Raw genomic sequence first — 20,749 nt, 5'->3', positions numbered from 1 at the left:
TCCTCGCGCGCTAGGGTTTCCCATGGGGCCGCGACCCGCCGATGACGAGGGAGCAGCTGGAGTGACTGACGCGATCGCCGACCGGAACAGCGCACCGTCCGCGGATTTCGTCGTGGTGGCCAACCGGCTGCCCGTCGACCTTGAGCGGACCTCGGACGGCCAGCAGCGCTGGACAGCCAGTCCCGGCGGACTGGTCTCGGCGCTCGAACCGTTCCTGAGGTCCCGCAAGGGCGCGTGGGTCGGCTGGCCGGGCGTGCCGGACGTCGAGGTGGACGAGTTCGACGACGACGGGCTCGTCCTGCACCCGGTGTCGCTCACCTCGGCCGAGGTCCGCGACTACTACGAGGGCTTCTCCAACGCCACGCTCTGGCCGCTCTACCACGACGTCGTCGCCCGGCCGGTCTTCGACCGGTCGTGGTGGGACAGCTACGTGAAGGTCAACCGCCGCTTCGCCGAGGCCAGCGCCACCGTCGCCGCGCCGGGGGCGACCGTGTGGATCCAGGACTACCAGCTGCAGCTGGTGCCCCGGATGCTCCGCGAACTGCGGCCCGACCTGCGCATCGGGTTCTTCCTGCACATCCCGTTCCCGCCGGTCGAGCTGTTCATGCAGCTCCCGTGGCGCGCGGAGATCGTGCGCGGCCTGATCGGCGCGGACCTGATCGGCTTCCACCGGCCCGGCGGCGCGCAGAACTTCCTGTGGCTGGCCCGGCAGCTGGTCGGCCTCGAACCGACCCGCGGCGCGGTCGGCGTCCGGTCCCGGCCGGGCATGGTGCAGGTCGGCGACCGCACCGTGCGCGTCGGCGCGTTCCCGATCTCCATCGACGCGGCCGGTCTCGACTCCCTCGCCCGCAGCAAGGGCGTCGGCGAGCGCGCCAAGCAGATCCGCCGTGACCTCGGCAACCCCAAGGCCGTGCTGCTCGGCGTCGACCGGCTCGACTACACCAAGGGCATCGACCTGCGGCTGCAGGCGCTGCACGAACTGCTGCACGAGGGCCGTCTCGAACCCGGCGACGTCACGTTCGTGCAACTGGCCACCCCGAGCCGCGAACGCGTCGAGCACTACCAGCGGATGCGCGGCGAGATCGAGCAGATGGTCGGCCGGATCAACGGCGAGTTCGCCCGCGTCGGCCACCCGGTCGTGCACTATTTGCACCAATCCGTGAACCGCACCGAGCTGGCCGCCTTCTTCTCCGCGGCCGACGTCATGGTGGTGACTCCGCTGCGCGACGGGATGAATCTCGTCTGCAAGGAGTACGTCGCGTGCCGCCCTGATCTCGGCGGCGCGCTGGTGCTGAGCGAGTTCGCCGGCGCGGCGGCCGAACTGACCAGCGCGTTCCTCGTCAACCCGCACGATCTGGACGGGGTGAAGAACGCGTTGGAGGCTGCCATTACGCTCGACCCCGCCGAGGGCCGACGCAGGATGCGCGCCATGCGTCGCCAGGTCCTCACCCACGACGTCGACCGGTGGGCGCGTTCGTTCCTCCAGGCGCTGGGTGCCGAACCGGCCGACTGACCCCCTCCCCCGTACCGCGCTGGACCTCCTGAGGAGGAGTGTTGACCGCCGAGGCGTTGCCCGCGGAGCTACGGCGCGCGATCGTGCAGATCGCCCGTACCCCGCGCCTGCTGGTCGCCTGCGACTACGACGGCACATTGGCCCCCATCACGGCGAACCCCGACGAGGCGCGGCCGCTGCCCGAGTCCGTCGGTGCGCTCAGATCTCTCGCCGGACTGCACGAGACCACCACCGCCGTGATTTCCGGCCGGGCCCTGCGCGACCTCGCGACGCTGTCGCGGCTGCCCGCCGAGGTGAACCTGGTCGGCAGCCACGGGTCCGAGTTCGACATCGGCTTCATCCACGCGCTCGACGACGACGCGAAAGCACTGCACCGCCGGCTCGAGCACGAGCTGGAACAGCTGGTGCTCGACGTGCCCGGGGTGTCGCTCGAGGTCAAACCGGCGAGCATCGCGGTGCACGTGCGCCGCGCCGAGCACAACGCCGGCCGCCGCGTCCTCTCGGACGTGCACAACGGCCCGTCGAAGTGGGACGGCGTCACGACCACCGACGGCAAGGAAGTCGTCGAGCTGGCGGTCGTGAAGACCGACAAGGGCAACGCGCTGGACACCCTGCGCCACCAGGTCGGGGCCACCGCTGCGGTGTTCCTCGGCGACGACGTCACCGACGAGAAGGCGTTCGCCCGGCTGGCCGGGCCGGACCTCGGCATCAAGGTCGGCGACGGCGAATCGCTCGCCGAGTACCACGTGCCCGACACCGTCGACGTCGCGATGGTGCTCGCGTTCCTCCTGGAGGAGCGGCGCAACTGGCTCTACGGCGAGTCCGCGCCGCCGATCGAGCGGCTGTCGCTGCTGGCCAACGAGCGCTCGGTCGCGCTGGTGACGCCGGACGCGAAGCTGACCTGGCTGTGCCACCCCGGCCCGGACGCGCCCGCGGTCTTCGCCGACCTGCTCGGCGGTCCCGGTGCCGGGCACTTCTCGATCAAACCGCACCGCAACGGGCTCCCGCTCGGCCAGCGGTACCTGCCGAACACGATGACGGTCGAAACGCGCTGGTCGCGGCTGCTCGTCACGGACTATCTCGAACCGGAGAGCCCCGCGCACCGCACCGACCTCGTGCGCGTGATCTCCGGCGAGGCGGTGGCGCAGGTCGTGTTCGCGCCGCGGCCGGAATTCGGCGGCGTGCCGGTGCGGCTGGTCGCCGAGGCCGAGGGCCTGCGCGTGCTGGGCACGTCGGAGCCGTTCGTGCTGCGCTCGCCGGGCGTCGAATGGTCGATCAGCTCCGACGGGCTGCAGGACACCGCGACCGCGCTCGTCCAGCCGACGCCGGAAGAGCCGGTCGTGCTCGAACTTCGTTGCGGCACCACGGATTTCACCGCGCACGAACTGTCCGAAGTGGACCGTCGGGACCGGGCGGGCCGGTACTGGAGCGACTGGGCGGCGAAGCTCAAGCTGCCGACCGTGCAGACGGAACTGGTGCGCCGCTCCGCGCTGACCCTGCGCGGGCTGGTCAACACCGACACCGGCGGTGTGCTGGCCGCCGCGACGTCGTCGCTGCCGGAGGAGATCGGCGGGGTCCGCAACTGGGACTACCGCTACTGCTGGATCCGCGACGCCGCGATGACCGTGCGCGAACTGGTCCACCTCGGTTCGCACGAGGAGGCCGAGGGCTACCTGAAGTGGCTGCACGGCGTGCTCGCCACGCTGGCCGGCCCGGAGCGGCTGCACCCGCTGTACACGCTGTCCGGCAGTGTCATCGGCGCGGAGGCGGTCATCGAATCGCTGCCCGGATACGCCGGTTCGCGGCCGGTGCGCGTCGGCAACCTGGCCAACCACCAGGTGCAGCTCGACGTGTTCGGCCCGGTCGTGGAGCTGGTCGCGACGCTGGCCAAGGTGCGCGGGGAACTGCGCGACGAGGACTGGCAGATGGTGCGCGCGATGGCCGAGGCCGTCACGCGGCGCTGGAACGAACCGGACCACGGCATCTGGGAAGAGCGGCACGTGCCGCGGCACCGGGTGTACTCGCGGGTGATGTGCTGGGTGACCATCGACCGCGCGGTGCGGCTCGGCGACGAGTACGGCCGCGACGTCCCGGGAGCTTGGCCCCAGCTGCGCGACGAGATCAAGGCCGACGTGCTCGAACACGGCTGGAACGAAGAGGTGCAGGCGTTCACCACCGCCTACGACGGCACCGACCTCGACGCGGCGTCGCTGTTCGTGGGCCTGACCGGGCTCATCGATCCGGCGGACGACCGATTCCAGAAGACCGTGACGGCGATCGAGGCCGAACTGCGCAGCGGTTCCACGGTGTACCGCTACCGCCGCGACGACGGCCTGCCCGGCGGCGAGGGCGGCTTCCACATCTGCGCGGCCTGGCTGATCGAGGCGTACCTGTGCACCGGGCGGCGCAACGAGGCCGAGGAACTGTTCGCGCAGATCGTCGACGCGGCGGGCCCGACCGGGCTGCTGCCGGAGCAGTTCGACCCGGTCGCGGAGCGCTCGCTCGGCAACCACCCGCAGGCGTACTCGCACATCGGCTTGATCCGGTGCGCGAACCTGCTGGCCGAGAAGGCTTGATCGGGCAGCGCGTTAGCACGCCTCGGTGACAAGTGCCGTGAAGGCCACCTTGCCGGAATCACATTCCGTTAAGGTGGCCTTCACGAGCATTTGCACGTTCGTTCGGGTTGCCGGCGCGGAGGTGATGCGGTGAAGCAGTACTACGGGCAGCAGGCTGCGGAGTACGCCCCCTTGCCGCGGCTGTTCGCCGCCCGGGTGCGCTTCGCTTCCGTGGTCACCGGGGTCTCCCTGGCCGTCGGCACACTGCTCGTTTTCGGCTTCACCGTGTTCGTGAACCGTCCGCTGCACGGGCACAGCCTGCCCCGCACCCCGCTCGGTCTCGCCGCTTTGCTGCTGCCGGTCCTGTCCGTGCTCGCCACCGCGGTGGTGGTGCTGTTCGCGCGCCGCTGCCTGCAAGGCGACTACCTGGTGGTCGCCCGGGCTCGCAGCACGCGCGCGGCGCTCACCGCCTGTTTCACCGCACTGTCGGTCAGCTGCCTGATCGCGCTCGGGGTGTCCGCGCTGGTGGATCTCTGGGGCAATCACGCCCGGCTCGGCTTCACCGAACTGCTCGCGACGTTCGCGAATTTCGCCATCGGCCTGATCGGCTACAGCGCCGGGCTCTGGTTCGTCCGGCCGTCGGTGAGCACGCTGGAGAAATTCAGCGACCATCCCATCTGGTGACGCCCGCGAACGCTCGCCTGCCGTGCGGGCAAGAGTGGGTATGCAGGTGATCCATGACGGTCCCGAGCCGGTGTCGACCGGCCCGCAGGACCGCCCCGACCTGGGCGGCCCCGACCCCGCCCCGGCTTTCGGGCGGCTGTTCGACGCGCACGCGGCGACCATGCACCGTTACCTGGCCCGCCGCGTCGGCCCGGATACCGCGCACGATCTCGTCGCCGAGACGTTCCTCGTCGCGCTGCGCAGGCGGGATTCGTACCGGCCGGAGCTGGGCACCGCGCGCTCGTGGCTGTACGGGATCGCCACGAACCTGCTGCGCCATCACGTCCGCAGCGAAACCCGGGCACTGCGAGCCACCGCGCGGCTCGCGAATTCCAGCGACCGCGGCCAAGGCGGACACGACACCCGGGTCGCCGAGCAGGTCGACGCACAGGCCCGCGCGGCGCAGCTGGCCGGAGCGCTCGCGAAGCTGAGCGTCGCCGATCGCGACACCCTGCTGCTGGTCTCGTGGGCCGGATTGGAACCGGTCGAAGTCGCCGAGGCGCTCGGCATCCCACCGGGCACCGTGCGCTCAAGGCTGCACCGGATCCGCAGATGGCTGCGCACCAACCCGACCGCGTCGACCCGCGAGGAGGCGAAGGAACAGTGAACGACGACACCGTGCGGCATTTGTGGTCCGACGCCGAACTCGACGAAGCCCTCGCCGCGCTGCACCCGCACGAGACGACCACCGACCGCACCGAACTCGACCGGGCCCGGGCGAGCCTGATGCGGGCCGCCGCGGCCGTCAGCGAATCTGACGAACCTGTTGTCCCGCAACGGAAAAAGCGCTCCGGTGCCTGGCGATGGATCGCTGTGGCCGCGGCGGTCGCGGTGCTGACTGGCGGAGTGGTCGTAGTCCGGGAACTCGCCAGCGCGCCGACGACGCTGGCGCCCGCGGGCCCGGGCTCCGCTACGGACGGCCGCGAAGCGGGTGCGCCGTTCAACCACGTCGTGACCAAGTACAGCCGGACCGCGTGGGTGGAGGGCAGGAGTGCGTTCACCATCCGGGAACAGCTGGACCTGTGGATCCCGGCCGACCCGGCCGGGATCTGGAAAGGCCGCTGGACCCGGTCCTCGCCGCCGGAGCTGATGGGCGGAAAGGCACAAGACGGCGAGAAGCTGCCCGGACCGGCGCAGTTCGAGGAATCCGCACCCGGCGGGCACTTCAGCAAGGACTTCCCCCACCCGGACCGCTGGTCCGACACTATCCCGCCGGGCTGGAACCGCCCGACCCCGGAATTCGTCGCGAGCCTGCCGACCACACCCGGCAAGCTCACCGCCCTCCTCCTCACGGACCTCAACCCTCCGCAGTCGCCGCCCCCTCCGCAATCGCCGCTCAAGGGCGAGGGGCCGCTGCCGCTGCCGATGACCTACAGCGGCGCCAAGCAGTTCCCCAGCACCATCAACTATCCGGCAGCGACCGAGATGATCCTGAACGTGCTCGTTTCCGGGTACGCCTCGAGAGATCTGCGGAGCGCCTTCCTGAAAGTGATGGAAAATCCGGCGCTCGGCTTCAACCTGGTACAGATCAGCCCGGAGTTCTCTCAGTACTCGGCGTCCACCGGCCTGTACGAAGTGCTCGTCTCGGTCAGCCGGTCGCGGGTTCAGCTGACCGATATCCAGTTGATCGCCAAGACCCCCGCGGTCGGGCTCTCGCCCGGCAGCTTGGTCGGCTCCGTCCAGTTCTCGTCCGAGACCACTGACCGGACGGGCGGCTGATCATTTCGCGTGATTCGCCGCGTTGAGCGCGCTCGCCACGTCGGGCACCTCCAGCACCCGGATGCCGTCCGGGAGCTTGCCGGAATCCGGCGGCACCAACGCGTGCGTGAAGCCGAGCCGGGCCGCCTCGGACAGCCGGCGCCCCACGTTCGGCACCCGCCGGATCTCGCCCGCCAGCCCGACCTCGCCCACCGCCACCAATCGCGGCGACAACGCCACGTCGTGCAGTGAGGAGGTCAGCGCGAGCACCAGTGCCAGGTCGATGGCGGGCTCGGTGATCTTCATGCCGCCGACGGTGGCGACGTAGACGTCCTTGTCGCCCAGCTTCATCCGGCCGCGTTTCTCCATCACGGCGAGCACCATGGCGACCCGTGCCGAATCGAGGCCGCTCACCGCGCGCCGCGGCTGCGGCATGCCGCTGCTCGACACGAGCGCCTGTACCTCGCCCAGCAGCGGCCGTTTCCCTTCGACCGCGACCGTGACCGCGGTGCCCGGCACCGGCTCCGCCGTCCGGCTCAGGAACAGCCCGGACGGGTCCGGCACGCCGACGATGCCTCCCTCGGTCAGCTCGAAACAGCCGATCTCGTCCGCCGCGCCGAACCGGTTCTTGATGCCGCGCACCATCCGCAGCGTGGAATGTTTGTCGCCCTCGAATTGCAGCACCACGTCCACCAGGTGCTCCAGCACGCGCGGACCGGCGACCGAACCGTCCTTCGTGACATGTCCCACGAGCAAGACCGGCAGCCCGCGTTCCTTGGCGAGCGCGACGAGCCCGGCGGTGACCGCGCGGACCTGCGTCACGCCGCCCGGCGAGCCCTCGACCTGCGGCGACGCCATGGTCTGGACCGAATCAACGATCAGCACGCCCGGCTTCACCGCGTCGACGTGCCCGAGGATCGCGGACAGGTCGCTCTCCGCGGCGAGGAACATCTCACCGTGCACATTGCCGGTGCGCTCGGCGCGCAGCCGGACCTGTCCTGCGGATTCCTCGCCCGTGACGTACAGCGAACGGCCTGCCGTGACCGCCCATTGATAGGCGACCTCGAGCAGCAGCGTGGATTTGCCGACCCCGGGTTCGCCTGCCAGCAGCGCGACCGCGCCGGGCACGAGCCCGCCGCCGAGCACCCGGTCGAGTTCCGGTACACCGGTGGGCTTCGCCCGGGCCGCCTCGACGTCCACCTCGGCGATCGGCCGCGCGGGTGCGCTCGGCGCTCCGGCGGCCACCCGCGCGATCGCCGGTTTCGCGGAGCCGCGCTCCTCGAGCGTGCCCCACGCCTGGCATTCCGGGCAGCGGCCGACCCACTTCGCCGTTTCGTACCCGCATTCCGCGCACCGGTGGACGGTGCTGGTCTTCTTCACCACTCCGCGAGGCTATCGGCGGGCACCGACAGAAATCGCGGCGGCGATCAGGAGCGCGGGTGCGCCGGCGCGGCGACCGGCAGCTCGACCACGATCGGGCCGGCGTTCTGGAAGGTGAAGGTGACCTTGATCGTCGCGCCCGGCCACAGCGGCTGTTTGAGGCCCTGCAGCACGACCTTGCCGGAGCCGAGCTGGCTCGCCGCGCCGCCGTTCTCGCCCGCCTGCGGCGCGTTCGACGCCGAATTGGGGGCCGAGTTCGCCGAGCTGTTCGGAGCCGAGCTGGGCGCGGTGCTGGGGGTCGAGTTGGCCTCGGAGGCGGGCGTGCTGTTCGCCGATTCGGACTGCGCCGGAGCGCCCTGCTCGACCGCGTCGGCCGGGCCGATCACGAGCGAGTGCCCGGCGACGATCGCCGAGTCCCCGGAGATCTGCGCGGGGCCGGAGGTCGCGTCCGACGTCACCGAGACGAGCTTGTCGTCCTTCTGGCCCTGGTTGACGATCGTGAGCGTGAGCGGGGCGGGCGAACCGGCGGCGTAGCCGGGGCCCTGCGCCGGGTACTGCACCGCGACGTTGCGCAGCACGATCGTCTTCACCTGGGCGTAGGTGCCGTTGACGGCGGGCTGCTGGCTGTCGGTCTGGGTGATCTGACCGGCTCCGCAACCGGCGAGCACGAGTGCGGCGCCGAGCGCCGACACGCCTGCGCCGAGCACGCGGCGATTCTGCAGCCTCACGTCAGAGTCCTTCCCTTTCACGGCCTCGTCCTTCCCGAAGACTAGCCGGGCGGTTCTCCGCGCGCGGAACCGGTGTGCGTTCCCGGCCGATCGACTGTCCACAAAGGATCTCACGGCACTGGTCAAGACCTTGTCGGCTCACCTGCATGAGCACGGCGAAAACCGGTTTGTCAAGCCCCGCTCAGGCCGCTGACCTGCGACGACGATCCCGGGTCGCTAGGTGGCCGCCGAACAGCCGTGATAGGATGGAGTCAGCGAAAGGGGCAGAGGACACATGGTTTTCAAGGTCGGAGAGACCGTCGTCTACCCGCACCACGGTGCCGCACTCATCGAAGCCATCGAGACCCGCGTGATCAAGGGCGAGGAAAAGAAGTACCTCGTCCTCAAAGTCGCGCAAGGGGATCTTACGGTTCGCGTGCCCGCTGACAACGCCGAGATCGTCGGCGTGCGCGATGTCGTCGGGCAAGAAGGACTGGACAAGGTCTTCGATGTTCTGCGTGCTCCGCACACCGAAGAGCCCACGAACTGGTCTCGTCGGTACAAGGCCAACCTGGAGAAACTCGCCTCGGGCGATGTGAACAAGGTGGCCGAAGTGGTGCGCGACCTCTGGCGGCGAGAAAAGGACCGCGGACTTTCAGCCGGCGAGAAACGCATGCTGGCGAAAGCACGGCAAATCCTGGTCAGCGAGCTCGCGCTCGCGGAGGGCACCGACGAGGGCAAGGCGGAAACGCTCCTCGACGAGGTTCTGGAGACCGCGACGGTCTGACCCCGGGTCCTCCGGTTCGCCGCGACGGCAACCGGTTCCCTACGATCACGACCTGATGAACCCACAGGTGCTCAGTGTCGCGTTCGTGACTGTCGCGCACCGTCCGGCCGATCCCGAGCTCGCGCTCACGGCGGTCGGTGGTGCAGCACTACTCACGCACACCGTGCGGGGGCTGCTCGGCACACCGGAGATCGATCTGGTGGTCGCCGCAGCCCCCGAGCGGTGTGCGAAGTCGTTTTCCGAGGCGTTGCGCGGCCTCGAATGCCGGGTCGTTCCCGGCGCGTCGCTCCGGCAGGTGTTCTCCGCCGTCGAGCCGCTTCTTTCCCCGGACGCCGTCGTGCTCGTGCACGACGCGCTGCGGGCGTTCACTCCACAACGGACGGTCCGGCAGGTGCTGGCCGCGGTCCGGGACGGCGCGCCCGTCGCGGTGCCGGTGCTGCCGATGTCCGACACGGTGAAAACCACCGACGAGACCGGAATTGTCACTGCCACCGTGGATCGCGACGGTCTTCGCAGCGCGCAAACCCCGGTTGGTTTTTCCCTGTCCGCTTTCCGCTCCGCGCTCGCCGATTCCGCTGACCCCGGTATCGCCGACACCGCGGGCGCCGCCACCGTCCCCGGCGATCCGGACGCGATGCGCGTCGCGAGCGCCTTCGAACTCACCCTCGCCGAGGCGCTCGTCGCCGGCGGGGACCGAGAGGATCCCCTGTGACCGATCTGCGGGTAGGCAACGGTGTCGACGTCCATCCGATCGAGCCGGGCCGCGAATGCTGGATGGCCGGATTGCGGTGGCCAGGAGTCGACGGCTGCGCGGGCCACTCGGACGGCGATGTCGCGGCGCACGCGCTGTGCGACGCCCTGCTGTCCGCTGCCGGCCTCGGCGACCTCGGCGCGGTGTTCGGCACCGGCGATCCGCGCATGGACGGCGCGCGCGGCACCGACATGCTCGTCGAGGTGCGCGCGTTGCTGCGGGCCGAAGGCTGGCAGGTGGCCAACGCGACCGTCCAGGTCATCGGCAACCACCCCCGGATCGGGAAGCGGCGCGACGAGGCGCAGCAGGTGCTGAGCGACGCGGTCGGCGGGCCGGTGAGCGTTTCGGGGACGACGTCGGACGGGCTCGGGCTCACCGGCCGCGGCGAGGGCATCGCGGCGGTCGCGACCGCGCTCCTGGTGCGCGCCTGAGCGAAATACACTCGTCGGGAAATCGTGATATTCCATTTCTCCGATACCTGACCAGCACGAACCAGACGGCCTGAGTAAAACGATCTTCACCGGCCGGGTACAGATCTTCGTTAACTTCTGCACGGGCCCCCTCGGCTCATTATAGTTATTCCGCGACGTTTGCGGCGGCAGGGAGCGGTGCCGCCCGGCCAAAGGGGGACGATGCCCGTCGATGCGCATCGATTGTCCGGAGTAAGGTCGATCACCGGAAGGCTGGTCGAAGAACTGCTGACCCGCCCGGGAGGGCAGAGCAGACCGCTGCCGATCGCGGTGGCGCTTGGCGTGCGCGGCTCGGGGAAGTCGGCGCTGCTGGAGGAATTGCGCACCAGATGCGCGGACATCCCGCACGCGCTCGTCGATTTCGAGCGGCGGGACTGGGAGCACATTCAACCTCGGGAACTGCTGGGGCACTTGGCTTTTGATCTCGGCAGGCAATGGCGGCAATTCGGCCGTATCGCGTTTCCCCGGCTGTGGCTGTGCATGCTGGTGCTCAGCGCGCCGGTCGAACTCGGCGACCGCCGGGACGCGCTGCGCAAGCTCCGGGATCTGATCGCGAAAAACCAGCCGCTGGAACGCAACCGCGACACGATCGTGGACGTCGTCAAGCTCGTCGGCGGGGTCACGTCCGGCAACAACCTTCCCGGCTGGAACGAGGCCACCGAACTGCTGCTGCGCGGGCTCAGCTGGTACGACCGGCGGCGGCTGATGGGCAAGGTCAAAGCCATGCCGACCGGGCACGGCAATCACCAGGACTTCCTGATCGAGATCGCCAAGCACGCGCACGGCGACGAGGAGGACCGGGCCGCGGTGGACGCGATCATCTGCGACGCGTTCCTCGCCGACCTGCGCCGCGCGTACTCCGGCATCTCCGGCACCCGCCGGACGATGAATTGCCTGGTATTGCTGGACAACGCGCATACGAAGGGCGGACAGGACTTCCTGCGCGCGCTCGCCGAATCGCGCAGGCACACCCCGGACGAGCCCGATCCGCTGGTGGTGATCGCCACGAGCCGGACGTGGAATCCGGACTGGGGCGAAAGCTGGTCGATGATCACCGCGCATCCCGGAAGCGACCGGGAGGTCCGCCGGAACCCAGAGCACCGGACCAGCGGTCTCGAATGGCCGGTGCCGCGGCTGCCCGCGCACGTGGAAACCGATTGGATCCCCGGTCAGCCGGACAACCGCTGGGCCCCGTGGTACCTGCTGGAACTCGGCACGCTTTCCAGCGGCGACGTCGTCGATGTCGCCGCCGCGCACGACGTGCATCCGACGTCGCGGCTGCCGCGGTTCCTGTCCCGGCTCACCGACGGGCACCCCGGCGCGGTGCGGGAAGTGCTCAAGACTGTCGCGGGCAGGTACGAGCCGTCCAATCCGAACACCTTGCGGGAAGCCTTGTACACCAAGGTGATCACGGCCGACGGCAGCGAGTCCACCTTGCTCGACGAGATGTGCGACTACCTGCTGCAGGACTTTTCGACCGCGAGCCGCCAGGAACTCGTCACCGCGAGCGCCGCGGTGGACGTGGAAATGTTGTTCCACAAGGAAATTCTCGATCTGCGCAATCCGATGGGCGAGGGGCCGCTGTTCAAGCAGCTCGCCGATCAGCTGTGGCTGCGGGCGGATCCGGACGATCCGTCGCGCTATGTGCTGCACCCGTGGCTGCGCCGGCTGCTGTTGCGAAAGCTGGCTACGCGCGCCGACGATCACCCGCTGAGCTGGGAGAAAGTGCACACCCGCTGCCGCGATTTCTACGAGAAGAACGGCCGCGTCGCCGCCGCTCGCTACCACGACCTGGCGCTCGAGAACGTCGACGCGGTGGTGACGCATCTGTGCAAGCCGCTCATCGCGCCGCACGCCGAGTTCGACGTGCCCACCGCGGAAGCCTGGCTCGCCGAACTGGACACGATCACCGCCGCGCCCAACCGACTGGTGGAGAACGCGGATCCGTACACGCAGGTGCAGCAGCGGGTCGGGGATTGGGAAGGCGAACTGGAGACCACCGTGGCGTGGCTGGTCGTTTCGCTGTGGCTCGCGCGCGATCCGCTCGGTGACCCGGGCGGCACCCTCAACTCCACCATCGAGAGCGGCTTCCATCATCTGGCGCAAGGCCGGGGACGAGGATCGATGCTGCTGCACGAACGAGCGGAGCGCTACCGATGACGCAACGGATCAGGCCGCCGCGGCCGACCTGGGCGAAGTGGATGTGGGGCGGCGGCGCGGTGGTGCTGGCCGCGGTCGTCCTCGCGGTGGCGTTCTTCGTCGTGCCCGCGGTCGTGCGGGCGAACCACACCTGCGCCGCCGGCGTTCAGGAGCGCGGTGAGAATTCCGAATGCGTCGGCACTACTGACGGCGAATTCGTGTTCTCACCCGACCTCACGGATGTGGAAAACAGAATTCATCAGGAAAATACCGAAACCGTCGCTTCCGGAAAGCCGTACGTGACGATCGCGGTGCTCCTGCCGATGACGCTCACCGATCACGACATCCTTTCCCCCGAATGGGTGCGCCATCAGCTCGAAGGGGCGTACGTCGCGCAGCACCGGGCGAACAAAACGCAGTCGTGGGGCAGCGTGCCGCTGATCCGGCTGCTGCTCGCGAACCCGGGCAGCCAGCTCAAACAGTGGGAGCCGGTGGTCGACGACCTCATCGGCCGCTCCGGAACCGACCGGATCGTGGGCGTGACCGGGATCGGACTGAGCCTCGGCACCGCGCGCAGCGCCATCCAGAAACTGTCCGACCACAGCATCCCGGTCGTCGCCTCGCATCTGGCCGCCGACGAGTTCTCGCAGATCCCCGGGTTCCTGCGGGTGTCCCCGACCAGCTCCACGTACGGCAGTTCGATGGCGGGCTACGTGCGGCCGACCGCGCGCACCGCGACCGTCGTGCAGGACCAGAATCCCGGCGACCTGTACCCGAAGACGCTGGCCACGGCGTTCACCTCGACCTTCGCCGACGCCACGCACCGGATCGTCGGGCGCACCGAGTTCTACAACTCCAGCCTGCCCGGGATCGAGAACACGTTTCTGCAGATGATGCCGAACATCTGCGGCGACAACCCGGACGTCGTGTACTTCGCCGGCCGCGAGGACCACCTGAAGTCGTTCGTCGCCCAGCTCGCCCAGCGGCCCTGCCTCGACAAGCACCTGGCCGTGCTGACCGGCGATCTCGCCCAGGTCGGCCCGCCCGGCCCGGAGATGCGCCGCGGTCTCCAGGCGAACGTCAGTGTGCTCGCGCCCGGCCTCGCGCACCCGCAGGCCTGGCGCGACCATCCGGAGTCGTTCAACAAGGCGGCCGTCGCGAGCTTCGAGGAACCGTCCTGCAACGGCTGTTTCACGGCGGTCTTCCCCCGGGAACGGATGGACGACGGCATCGCGATCCTGGCGCACGACGCGGTGCTGACCGTGGTCTGGGCCATCCGGGGCATCCCGAGGGTGGCTCCGGAGCAGGTCACCGCACAGGACGTGCTGCAGGCCAAGAACCGGCTGCACGGCCAGTCCGCGGTCCCCGGAGCGAGCGGCATGATCTCCTTCGACGACCGCGGCGACCCGGTGAACAAAGCGGTGCCGATCCTGAAGGTCCGCCTCGACGCGACGCCGGAGTTCGTGGAGCTGTACGTCCCGGCGGGCTGAACCCGGCCGGGGTGAGCCGGGCACCACAAACGGGCGGCACCGAACCCCGAAAGCTGGATAAGGTTGGCACGTGGCCATCAACGCGGTGTTGTTCGACTTCTCCGGCACTCTTTTCCGCCTTGAGCAGCAGGACGGCTGGCTCAACGACGTCCGTGACGACGACGGCGAGACGCTCGACGTCGAAGCGCAGACCGAGCTGATGCGGCGGATGACCGCGCCGGTCGAGCAGTCCGTCGAACTGGACGACGAGCACCTGCACGCCTGGCACAACCGCGACCGCGACCCGGAGCTGCACCGGAAGGTGTACCTGGAGGTGCTGCGGCTGTCCGGCGTGCCCCGGCGCGACCAGGCCGAGGCGCTGTACTCCCAGCTCATCGCCCCGGACCAGTGGACGCCGTACCCGGACACCGAGGCCGCGCTCAAGGCGGTCGCGAGCAGCGGGCGCAAGGCGGGCGTGCTGAGCAACATCGCGTTCGACATCCGCCCCGCGTTCGGCCAGCGCGGCTGGGATTCGCACGTCTCCGAATTCACGCTGTCCTTCGAGGTCGGAGCGGTGAAGCCGGAGCCGGAGATCTTCCAGACGGCGATCGAGCAGCTCGGGGTGCGCGCCGAGGAGACGCTGATGGTCGGCGACAGCGAAGAGGCCGACGGCGGCGCCCGGGCGCTGGGCTGCCGGTTCGCGCTGGTCGACCCGCTGCCCACCGCGGAGCGGCCGGACGCGCTGCTGGGCGTGCTGCGGGAGCACGGCGTGCTCTGACGTCCTGCGACGTCTCCCACAATGGCCTCGACGGGCCCCGGTACCCTTTACGTCGTGGCTTTGCACCTGTACGACACCGCGACCCGTGCCCCTCGGGAGTTCTCTCCCGTCCGCAGCGGAACGGCGTCGATCTACGTGTGTGGCGCCACCGTGCAGGGAGTACCGCATATCGGGCACGTCCGCGGCATGCTGAATTACGACGTGCTCCGCCGCTGGCTCCTCCACAGTGGACTTGACGTGCTGCTGGTCCGCAACGTCACCGACATCGACGACAAGATCCTCACCAAGGCCGCCGACGCCGGACGGCCGTGGTGGGAATGGGCGGCGACGCACGAGCGGGCGTTCGAAAAGGCCTACGAGGATCTCGGCTGCCTCCCGCCGTCGGTCACGCCGCGCGCGACCGGGCACGTCACGCAGATGGTCGAGCTGATGGAGCGGCTGATCGAAGCCGGGCACGCGTACGCCGTCGACGGCGACGTGTACTTCTCGGTGAAGTCGTTCCCGGAGTACGGCTCGCTGTCGGGCCAGCAGCTCGACGAGGTCCAGCAGGGCGAGACTCCCACCCGCGGCAAGCGTGATTCGCGCGATTTCACGCTGTGGAAGAGCGCGAAGCCGGGCGAGCCGTCGTGGCCGACGCCGTGGGGCGACGGCCGGCCGGGCTGGCATCTGGAGTGCTCGGCGATGGCGACCAACTACCTCGGCGCCGAGTTCGACATCCACGGCGGCGGCGTCGACCTGGTGTTCCCGCACCACGAGAACGAGCGCGCGCAGTCGAACGCGGCCGGCGACGGGTTCGCCCGCTACTGGCTGCACAACGCGTGGGTGACCATGTCCGGCGAGAAGATGTCGAAGTCGCTGGGCAACACGGTCTCGATCCCGGCGATGCTGGAGCGCTACCGCGCGCCGGAGCTGCGCTACTACCTGGTGCAGCCGCACTACCGGTCCACGGTCGAATACTCCGACGGCGCGGTTTCCGAAGCCGCTCAGGGATACCGGCGGATCGAGGCGTTCCTGAGCCGGGCGGAGTCGGCCGGTTCGGTGGACGCCGGCCCGGTCTCCCCGGAATTCGCCGCGGCGATGGACGACGACCTGGCGACCCCGGCCGCGTTCGCCGTGGTGCACAACACGGTCCGTGACGGTAACGCCGCCCTCGACGGCGGCGACACCACGAAGGCGCTCGAATTGGCCGGCACGGTCCGCGGGATGACCGGCGTGCTCGGTCTCGACCCGCTGTCGCCGGACTGGGCGGACGGCGGCTCGGACACTCCCGTCCGCGATGCGCTGGGCACGCTCGTGGAAGCCCTGCTGGCCGAACGCCAGGAGGCCCGTGCGGCGAAGGACTTCGCCCGCGCGGACGCCGCCCGCGACCGTCTCGTGGCGGCGGGGATCGCGGTGGAAGACACCCCGAACGGTCCGCAGTGGACGGTCAGGAACTCCTGACCTCCTCGCGGCAGCAGAGATTGAGGATTCATGGCAGGCAACTCACAGCGCAAAGGTGCCATCCGCAAGACCGGCACCAAGAAGGGTGCCGTCGTCGGTTCGGGCGGGCAGCGGCGCAAGGCGCTCGAGGGCAAGGGCCCGACGCCGAAGGCCGAGGACCGGCCCGGGCACAAGGCGTACCGCGCTGCCAACGCCGCCACCAAGCGTGACCAGGCCCGGCAGAAGAAGGCCGACCGCCCGGAGCTGATCGCCGGCCGCAACCCGGTCGTCGAGGCGCTGCGCGCGGACGTGCCCGGCACGGCGCTGTACGTCGCGCTCAACATCGACATCGACGACCGGGTCAACGAGGCCGTCCGGCTGGCGGGCGACAAGGGCATCTCGATCCTGGAGATCCCGCGCGAGGAACTGGACCGCAAGACCAACCGGGCGATGCACCAGGGCCTCGGCCTGCAGGTGCCGCCGTTCGAGTACGCGCACCCGGACGACCTGATGCAGGCCGCGCGCGACTCGGGCAACACCCCGCTGTTCGTCGCGCTCGACGGCGTCACCGACCCGCGCAACCTCGGCGCGGTGATCCGGTCCGCGGCGGCGTTCGGCGCCCACGGCGTGCTGCTGCCGGAACGCCGCAGCGCCGGAATGACCGCGGTCGCGTGGCGCACGAGTGCCGGCACCGCGGCGAAGCTGCCGATCGCGGTCGCCACGAACCTCACCCGCCAGCTGCGCGCGTGGGCTTCGAAGGGCCTGATGATCGTCGGCCTCGACGCCGACGGCACGGTCGACATCGACGCGCTCGAACTGGCCGCCGACCCGCTGGTCGTCGTGCTCGGCTCGGAAGGCCGCGGCCTTTCCCGGCTGGTCCGCGAGACCTGTGACGCGACGGTGTCGATCCCGATGGCGGCCGGCGTGGAGTCGCTGAACGCCTCGGTCGCCGCCGGAGTGCTGCTGGCCGAGGTCGCCCGCCGCCGCCGGATCGCCGGACGCGTCTGATTTCACTGGAATCACCGGCCTGTTATCGTCGATAACATGCCCGACGACGCCCGCGCCCGCATCATCACGGCCGCACTGGACCTGCTGACCAGCGGCGGCCCGGACGCGGTGTCGACCCGTGCGGTGAGCGCCGAGGCAGGCGTCCAGCCTCCGACGATTTATCGACTGTTCGGAGACAAGGACGGCCTGCTCGACGCCATCACCGTGCAGGGCTACGCCGATTACCTGGAGGCGAAAACCGCCCAGCCCCCGGCCGACGACCCGCTGGAGGACCTGCGGCGGGGCTGGGACCAGCACGTGGACTTCGGCTTGGCCAACCCCGCGCTGTACCAGCTGATGACCACCCGGCCCGGCCGTTCCGCGGCGTTGGAGAAGTCCCTGGAGATCCTCGCGACGCGAATCAGCCGCGTCGCCGAGGCCGGACGTCTCCGGGTGCCGGAACCCCTCGCTGCGGCTTTGGTGCACGCCGCGGGATCCGGGGCGACGCTGAGCCTGCTCGGTACTCCGCCGGATTCCCGGGACCTGGCGGTGTCGATCGCGGCCCGGGAAGCGGTCATCGCCGCGATCAGCACGGACCGGCCGGTGTCCCGCACGCCGGGGCCCGCTGCGGCGGCTACGGCTTTGCGTGCGGTGTTGCCGCAGGTGTCGGGGTTGAGTGCGGCGGAGAAGGCGTTGATGGGGGAATGGCTGGATCGGATCGCTGATTCCTGACCTCTGCGTCCTCAACTCTGCCGTCTTCGCCCCTGCCGTCTGACCGGCATTGCGTTGCCGCAGCTCTTGTCCTCCGCCACCCCAACCCGCCGGGATTCCTCGGCCGCGCCGCCGCAACTCCGCCCTCCGCTGTCCCGGCCTGCCGGGTTTCTCGGTCGCGCCGGGCCGCCCCAGCTCTCGCCATCCCGGCCCGCCGGACCTCGCCCTCCTCGCCGCCACCCCAGCCCGCTGGCGTCCTCGTCCTCTCCCCCCAGCGCCTCAGCCCCAGCCCACAGCTCCGACATCGCTGGCACCCACAGGAACCCCGCCCTTCACCTCCACCACCGTGAGGGGCGGAATCCACCCAAATCCGTCACCCTCGGTGATTCGTGCTGTGATCCGTCGGGCATCGCCCCGCGGAGACACCCGCTCGGGCTAAGGTCTCCTCCGGAACCGAGGGGGTCCGTCACCGATGTCGTTCGTTTCGCCGCTGTTCTTGTGGTACTTCATGCCCGCGGTGCTGATCGCGGTCCTGGCGTGCCCGCGCAGCTGGCGCAACGGCATCGTCGCGGTCGCGAGCCTGCTGTTCTACACGATCGGGGCCGGCCCGTACCTGTTCCTGCTGCTGCTCTGCATGGCGGTGAACTTCCTGGCCGGACCGGCGCTGGAACCCAGTCCGTGGGACGTTCGCGGCACGCGCCGGAAGCGGATCCTGATCGGCGTCATCACGCTCGACGTCCTCGTGCTCGTCATCTGGAAGTACGCCGGTTTCGCGACGCAGCAGATCGCCGCCGTCGCGCACTGGTTCGGCGGGGACCTGGGCGTCGCGAACATCGTGGTGCCGATCGGCATTTCCTTCTACACCTTCCACCACATCTCGTACGTGGTGGACATCTACCGCGGCGAGCGGCACGCGCTGCGCAACCCGGTGTCGTTCGCCGCGTACATCGCGATGTTCCCGCAGCTGGTGGCGGGTCCCATCGTGCGGTACCGGGAGATCGCCGACCAGCTTCCGCAGCGGCGTTCGCACCGGCTGGACGACATCGCGGCGGGCTTTCCGAGGTTCGCGCTCGGCCTGTGCAAGAAGTCGATCATCGCCGACTCGCTCAGCCCGATGGTCGAAGCCTGCTTCTCGACCCCGGCGAACCAGATGACGTTCACGACGGCCTGGCTCGGCGCGATCGGCTACACCCTGCAGTTGTTCTTCGACTTCTCCGGCTACTCGGACATGGCGATCGGCCTCGGCCGCATGCTCGGTTTCCGGCTGCCGGAGAACTTTGCCCGCCCGTATTCGTCGGTGACGATCACGGAGTTCTGGCGCCGCTGGCACATGTCCCTGTCGCGCTGGTTCCGCGACTACGTCTACATCCCGCTGGGCGGCAACCGTTCAGGCGCCGGAAAGACGTACCGGAACCTGTCGATCGTGTTCGTGCTGACGGGTTTCTGGCACGGAGCGCAATGGACGTTCCTGATCTGGGGCTGCTACCACGGCGCGCTCTTGGTCATCGAACGCCGCTTCAACCTCGGCGACGCCCCGGCCAGCCCGGCAGCCCGCATCGCCCGTCGGCTGCTCACGCTGATCCTCGTGGTGTTCGGCTGGGTCTTCTTCCGGGCAGCCGACCTCGGCCACGCGCTGTCGATGATCGGCCACATGCTGATCCCGGACTTCGGCGGTTTGGGCGACGTCGTGGAGAGCGCGCTGACGAACCAGCGGATGGTGATCCTGCTGCTGGCGCTGATCGTGTTCATCCTCCCGGCGCATCCGGTGACCGGCCCGCTGCTGGAATCGTCCCGAAGCCGCGGAGCGACCGCACTGCGGATCGGGGTCATGACGGTGGGGCTGATTTACGCGGCGATCTTGGTGGCTACCGGGACTTTCAGCCCGTTCCTGTACTACCAGTTCTGATCGCGGAACTGTTTATTCTGGTTGACGGATGGGGTTGGCGGCCAGCCGCGACGGCGGGGAGCGGTTTCGTGACCAGCAGCTGTGGGCGTGGGGTTCACCGACGATGACGCGCTGGTTCGTTGCTCTCGTTGTGAGCACTGCGCGAAAGTCGTCGTCGTACCAGGCACGCCGCTGCCTGCCTATGTCGCCGCTCGGCTTCGGGAGCAGCAACAGCAACCCCGCATGACCATGCTCGCCACGCTTCCCGCCTGGCTGAAGGCCGCGAAGAACCGCGAACGGATCTTGCGCCGCATCGCCCGGATGCGAGCGACTCTCCGGTCTTCGAGACCCGACGGCCGACCCGTCGAGGGTAAGCTTCGCTCATCGCCCTGACGGGAGGCCCGGAACGATGACCGACCCGACCGAGCCGCCTGAGCTGGCTTCGACCCCGAATGTGATTCCGTACGTCGACCCGCATGACGGGCCTCGACGGTTGCTCACGATCGACATTTCCCCGCACATTTTCCGCCCGGGCGCGTACGTCCCGTTCGCGGGGATCGACGGTCGGCAGTACGTCGTCTCCTGGGGCGCCGTTTCGTTCGAGATTCCCGCTGACCGCAACGTGCACGTCAGTGTGCATCTGCAGAGCAACGGCGGGGCCGGGTTCACGCCGTCACCGTTCGCGTCGATTATTTTGTACCCGAATCCGCTGCCGCAGCGCCTGGCGACGCAGTTCGCGCGGGAAGGCATGGGGGCGCTTGTCCCGCTGCCGTAAGG

At 69.5% G+C, this 20,749-nt stretch carries 18 protein-coding genes; 16 read left to right on the top strand and 2 right to left on the bottom strand.

Annotated features, from left to right (window positions below; translation table 11 throughout):
* Nucleotides 1–61 precede the first annotated feature (61 nt).
* The 5 genes from ACWGIC_RS11420 to ACWGIC_RS11400 all read left to right on the top strand — a co-directional run bounded on the left by ACWGIC_RS11420 (nucleotide 62) and on the right by ACWGIC_RS11400 (nucleotide 6,510).
* Entirely contained in the window at nucleotides 62–1,513 is a 1,452-nt protein-coding gene (locus tag ACWGIC_RS11420; RefSeq protein ID WP_452075792.1) for an alpha,alpha-trehalose-phosphate synthase (UDP-forming), read from the top strand.
* A gap of 41 nt (nucleotides 1,514–1,554) precedes the next feature.
* Nucleotides 1,555–4,089: a trehalose-phosphatase gene (gene otsB, locus ACWGIC_RS11415; RefSeq protein ID WP_452075791.1), complete on the top strand. Its 2,535-nt coding sequence runs from the start codon at nucleotides 1,555–1,557 to the stop codon at nucleotides 4,087–4,089.
* Between the two features lie 129 nt (nucleotides 4,090–4,218).
* On the top strand, nucleotides 4,219–4,752 hold the full coding sequence (locus ACWGIC_RS11410; protein ID WP_452075790.1) for a hypothetical protein: 534 nt from the start codon (nucleotides 4,219–4,221) through the stop codon (nucleotides 4,750–4,752).
* Between the two features lie 40 nt (nucleotides 4,753–4,792).
* Nucleotides 4,793–5,398 carry an RNA polymerase sigma factor gene (locus tag ACWGIC_RS11405; RefSeq protein WP_452075789.1) on the top strand — a complete coding sequence of 202 codons (606 nt, stop codon included), beginning with the start codon at nucleotides 4,793–4,795 and terminating at the stop codon, nucleotides 5,396–5,398.
* Nucleotides 5,395–6,510: a hypothetical protein gene (locus ACWGIC_RS11400; protein ID WP_452075788.1), complete on the top strand. Its 1,116-nt coding sequence runs from the start codon at nucleotides 5,395–5,397 to the stop codon at nucleotides 6,508–6,510. The genes ACWGIC_RS11405 and ACWGIC_RS11400 overlap by 4 nt, the downstream gene beginning before the upstream one ends.
* Here ACWGIC_RS11400 and radA read toward each other — a convergent pair whose 3' ends face one another.
* Nucleotides 6,511–7,872 carry a DNA repair protein RadA gene (gene radA / locus ACWGIC_RS11395; RefSeq protein WP_452075787.1) on the bottom strand — a complete coding sequence of 454 codons (1,362 nt, stop codon included), beginning with the start codon at nucleotides 7,870–7,872 and terminating at the stop codon, nucleotides 6,511–6,513.
* 44 nt (nucleotides 7,873–7,916) lie between these two features.
* Nucleotides 7,917–8,597 carry a hypothetical protein gene (locus tag ACWGIC_RS11390; RefSeq protein ID WP_452075786.1) on the bottom strand — a complete coding sequence of 227 codons (681 nt, stop codon included), beginning with the start codon at nucleotides 8,595–8,597 and terminating at the stop codon, nucleotides 7,917–7,919.
* Nucleotides 8,598–8,871: 274 nt separating this feature from the next.
* Between ACWGIC_RS11390 and ACWGIC_RS11385 the strand changes: the two genes are divergently transcribed.
* The 11 genes from ACWGIC_RS11385 (at nucleotide 8,872) to ACWGIC_RS11335 (ending at nucleotide 20,747) form a co-directional block, all read left to right on the top strand.
* A complete protein-coding gene (locus ACWGIC_RS11385; RefSeq protein WP_009084200.1) occupies nucleotides 8,872–9,363 on the top strand; it encodes a CarD family transcriptional regulator in 492 nt (163 codons plus the stop codon).
* Nucleotides 9,364–9,418: 55 nt separating this feature from the next.
* Nucleotides 9,419–10,075 (top strand): IspD/TarI family cytidylyltransferase, encoded by a 657-nt coding sequence (locus ACWGIC_RS11380; protein WP_452075785.1) that lies wholly within the window; start codon nucleotides 9,419–9,421, stop codon nucleotides 10,073–10,075.
* A gap of 5 nt (nucleotides 10,076–10,080) precedes the next feature.
* Complete coding sequence (gene ispF / locus ACWGIC_RS11375) at nucleotides 10,081–10,545, top strand: 2-C-methyl-D-erythritol 2,4-cyclodiphosphate synthase (protein WP_452075864.1); 465 nt, start codon at nucleotides 10,081–10,083, stop codon at nucleotides 10,543–10,545.
* 201 nt (nucleotides 10,546–10,746) lie between these two features.
* Entirely contained in the window at nucleotides 10,747–12,744 is a 1,998-nt protein-coding gene (locus ACWGIC_RS11370) for a hypothetical protein (RefSeq protein ID WP_452075784.1), read from the top strand.
* A complete protein-coding gene (locus ACWGIC_RS11365; protein ID WP_452075783.1) occupies nucleotides 12,741–14,213 on the top strand; it encodes a hypothetical protein in 1,473 nt (490 codons plus the stop codon). Before ACWGIC_RS11370 ends, ACWGIC_RS11365 begins: the two co-directional genes overlap by 4 nt.
* Nucleotides 14,214–14,283: 70 nt before the next feature.
* Nucleotides 14,284–14,970, top strand: coding sequence for an HAD family hydrolase (locus ACWGIC_RS11360; protein ID WP_452075782.1), 687 nt, complete (start codon nucleotides 14,284–14,286; stop codon nucleotides 14,968–14,970).
* A 54-nt stretch (nucleotides 14,971–15,024) separates the two neighbouring features.
* A complete protein-coding gene (gene cysS / locus ACWGIC_RS11355; protein ID WP_452075781.1) occupies nucleotides 15,025–16,410 on the top strand; it encodes a cysteine--tRNA ligase in 1,386 nt (461 codons plus the stop codon).
* A gap of 30 nt (nucleotides 16,411–16,440) precedes the next feature.
* Nucleotides 16,441–17,397, top strand: a complete 957-nt coding sequence (gene rlmB / locus ACWGIC_RS11350) for a 23S rRNA (guanosine(2251)-2'-O)-methyltransferase RlmB (RefSeq protein WP_452075780.1) — start codon at nucleotides 16,441–16,443, stop codon at nucleotides 17,395–17,397.
* A gap of 36 nt (nucleotides 17,398–17,433) precedes the next feature.
* Complete coding sequence (locus tag ACWGIC_RS11345) at nucleotides 17,434–18,108, top strand: TetR/AcrR family transcriptional regulator (protein WP_452075779.1); 675 nt, start codon at nucleotides 17,434–17,436, stop codon at nucleotides 18,106–18,108.
* Nucleotides 18,109–18,559: 451 nt separating this feature from the next.
* Entirely contained in the window at nucleotides 18,560–19,993 is a 1,434-nt protein-coding gene (locus ACWGIC_RS11340; RefSeq protein ID WP_452075778.1) for an MBOAT family O-acyltransferase, read from the top strand.
* A gap of 388 nt (nucleotides 19,994–20,381) precedes the next feature.
* On the top strand, nucleotides 20,382–20,747 hold the full coding sequence (locus ACWGIC_RS11335) for a hypothetical protein (protein WP_452075777.1): 366 nt from the start codon (nucleotides 20,382–20,384) through the stop codon (nucleotides 20,745–20,747).
* Nucleotides 20,748–20,749 lie beyond the last annotated feature (2 nt).

The organism is Amycolatopsis sp. NPDC054798 (genome assembly GCF_053611505.1).
The sequence above is the reverse complement of the archived record's forward strand: the minus strand, read 5'-3'. Positions and strand labels throughout refer to the sequence as shown.

What these genes read in the sequence shown, in the direction of transcription:
- ACWGIC_RS11405 (WP_452075789.1), top strand. Translation starts at nt 4,793, where the DNA reads ATGCAGGTGATCCATGACGGTCCCGAGCCGGTGTCGACCGGCCCGCAG.
- ACWGIC_RS11385 (WP_009084200.1), top strand. Translation starts at nt 8,872, where the DNA reads ATGGTTTTCAAGGTCGGAGAGACCGTCGTCTACCCGCACCACGGTGCC.
- ACWGIC_RS11380 (WP_452075785.1), top strand. Translation starts at nt 9,419, where the DNA reads ATGAACCCACAGGTGCTCAGTGTCGCGTTCGTGACTGTCGCGCACCGT.
- ACWGIC_RS11370 (WP_452075784.1), top strand. Translation starts at nt 10,747, where the DNA reads ATGCCCGTCGATGCGCATCGATTGTCCGGAGTAAGGTCGATCACCGGA.
- ACWGIC_RS11365 (WP_452075783.1), top strand. Translation starts at nt 12,741, where the DNA reads ATGACGCAACGGATCAGGCCGCCGCGGCCGACCTGGGCGAAGTGGATG.
- rlmB (WP_452075780.1), top strand. Translation starts at nt 16,441, where the DNA reads ATGGCAGGCAACTCACAGCGCAAAGGTGCCATCCGCAAGACCGGCACC.
- ACWGIC_RS11345 (WP_452075779.1), top strand. Translation starts at nt 17,434, where the DNA reads ATGCCCGACGACGCCCGCGCCCGCATCATCACGGCCGCACTGGACCTG.
- ACWGIC_RS11340 (WP_452075778.1), top strand. Translation starts at nt 18,560, where the DNA reads ATGTCGTTCGTTTCGCCGCTGTTCTTGTGGTACTTCATGCCCGCGGTG.
- ACWGIC_RS11335 (WP_452075777.1), top strand. Translation starts at nt 20,382, where the DNA reads ATGACCGACCCGACCGAGCCGCCTGAGCTGGCTTCGACCCCGAATGTG.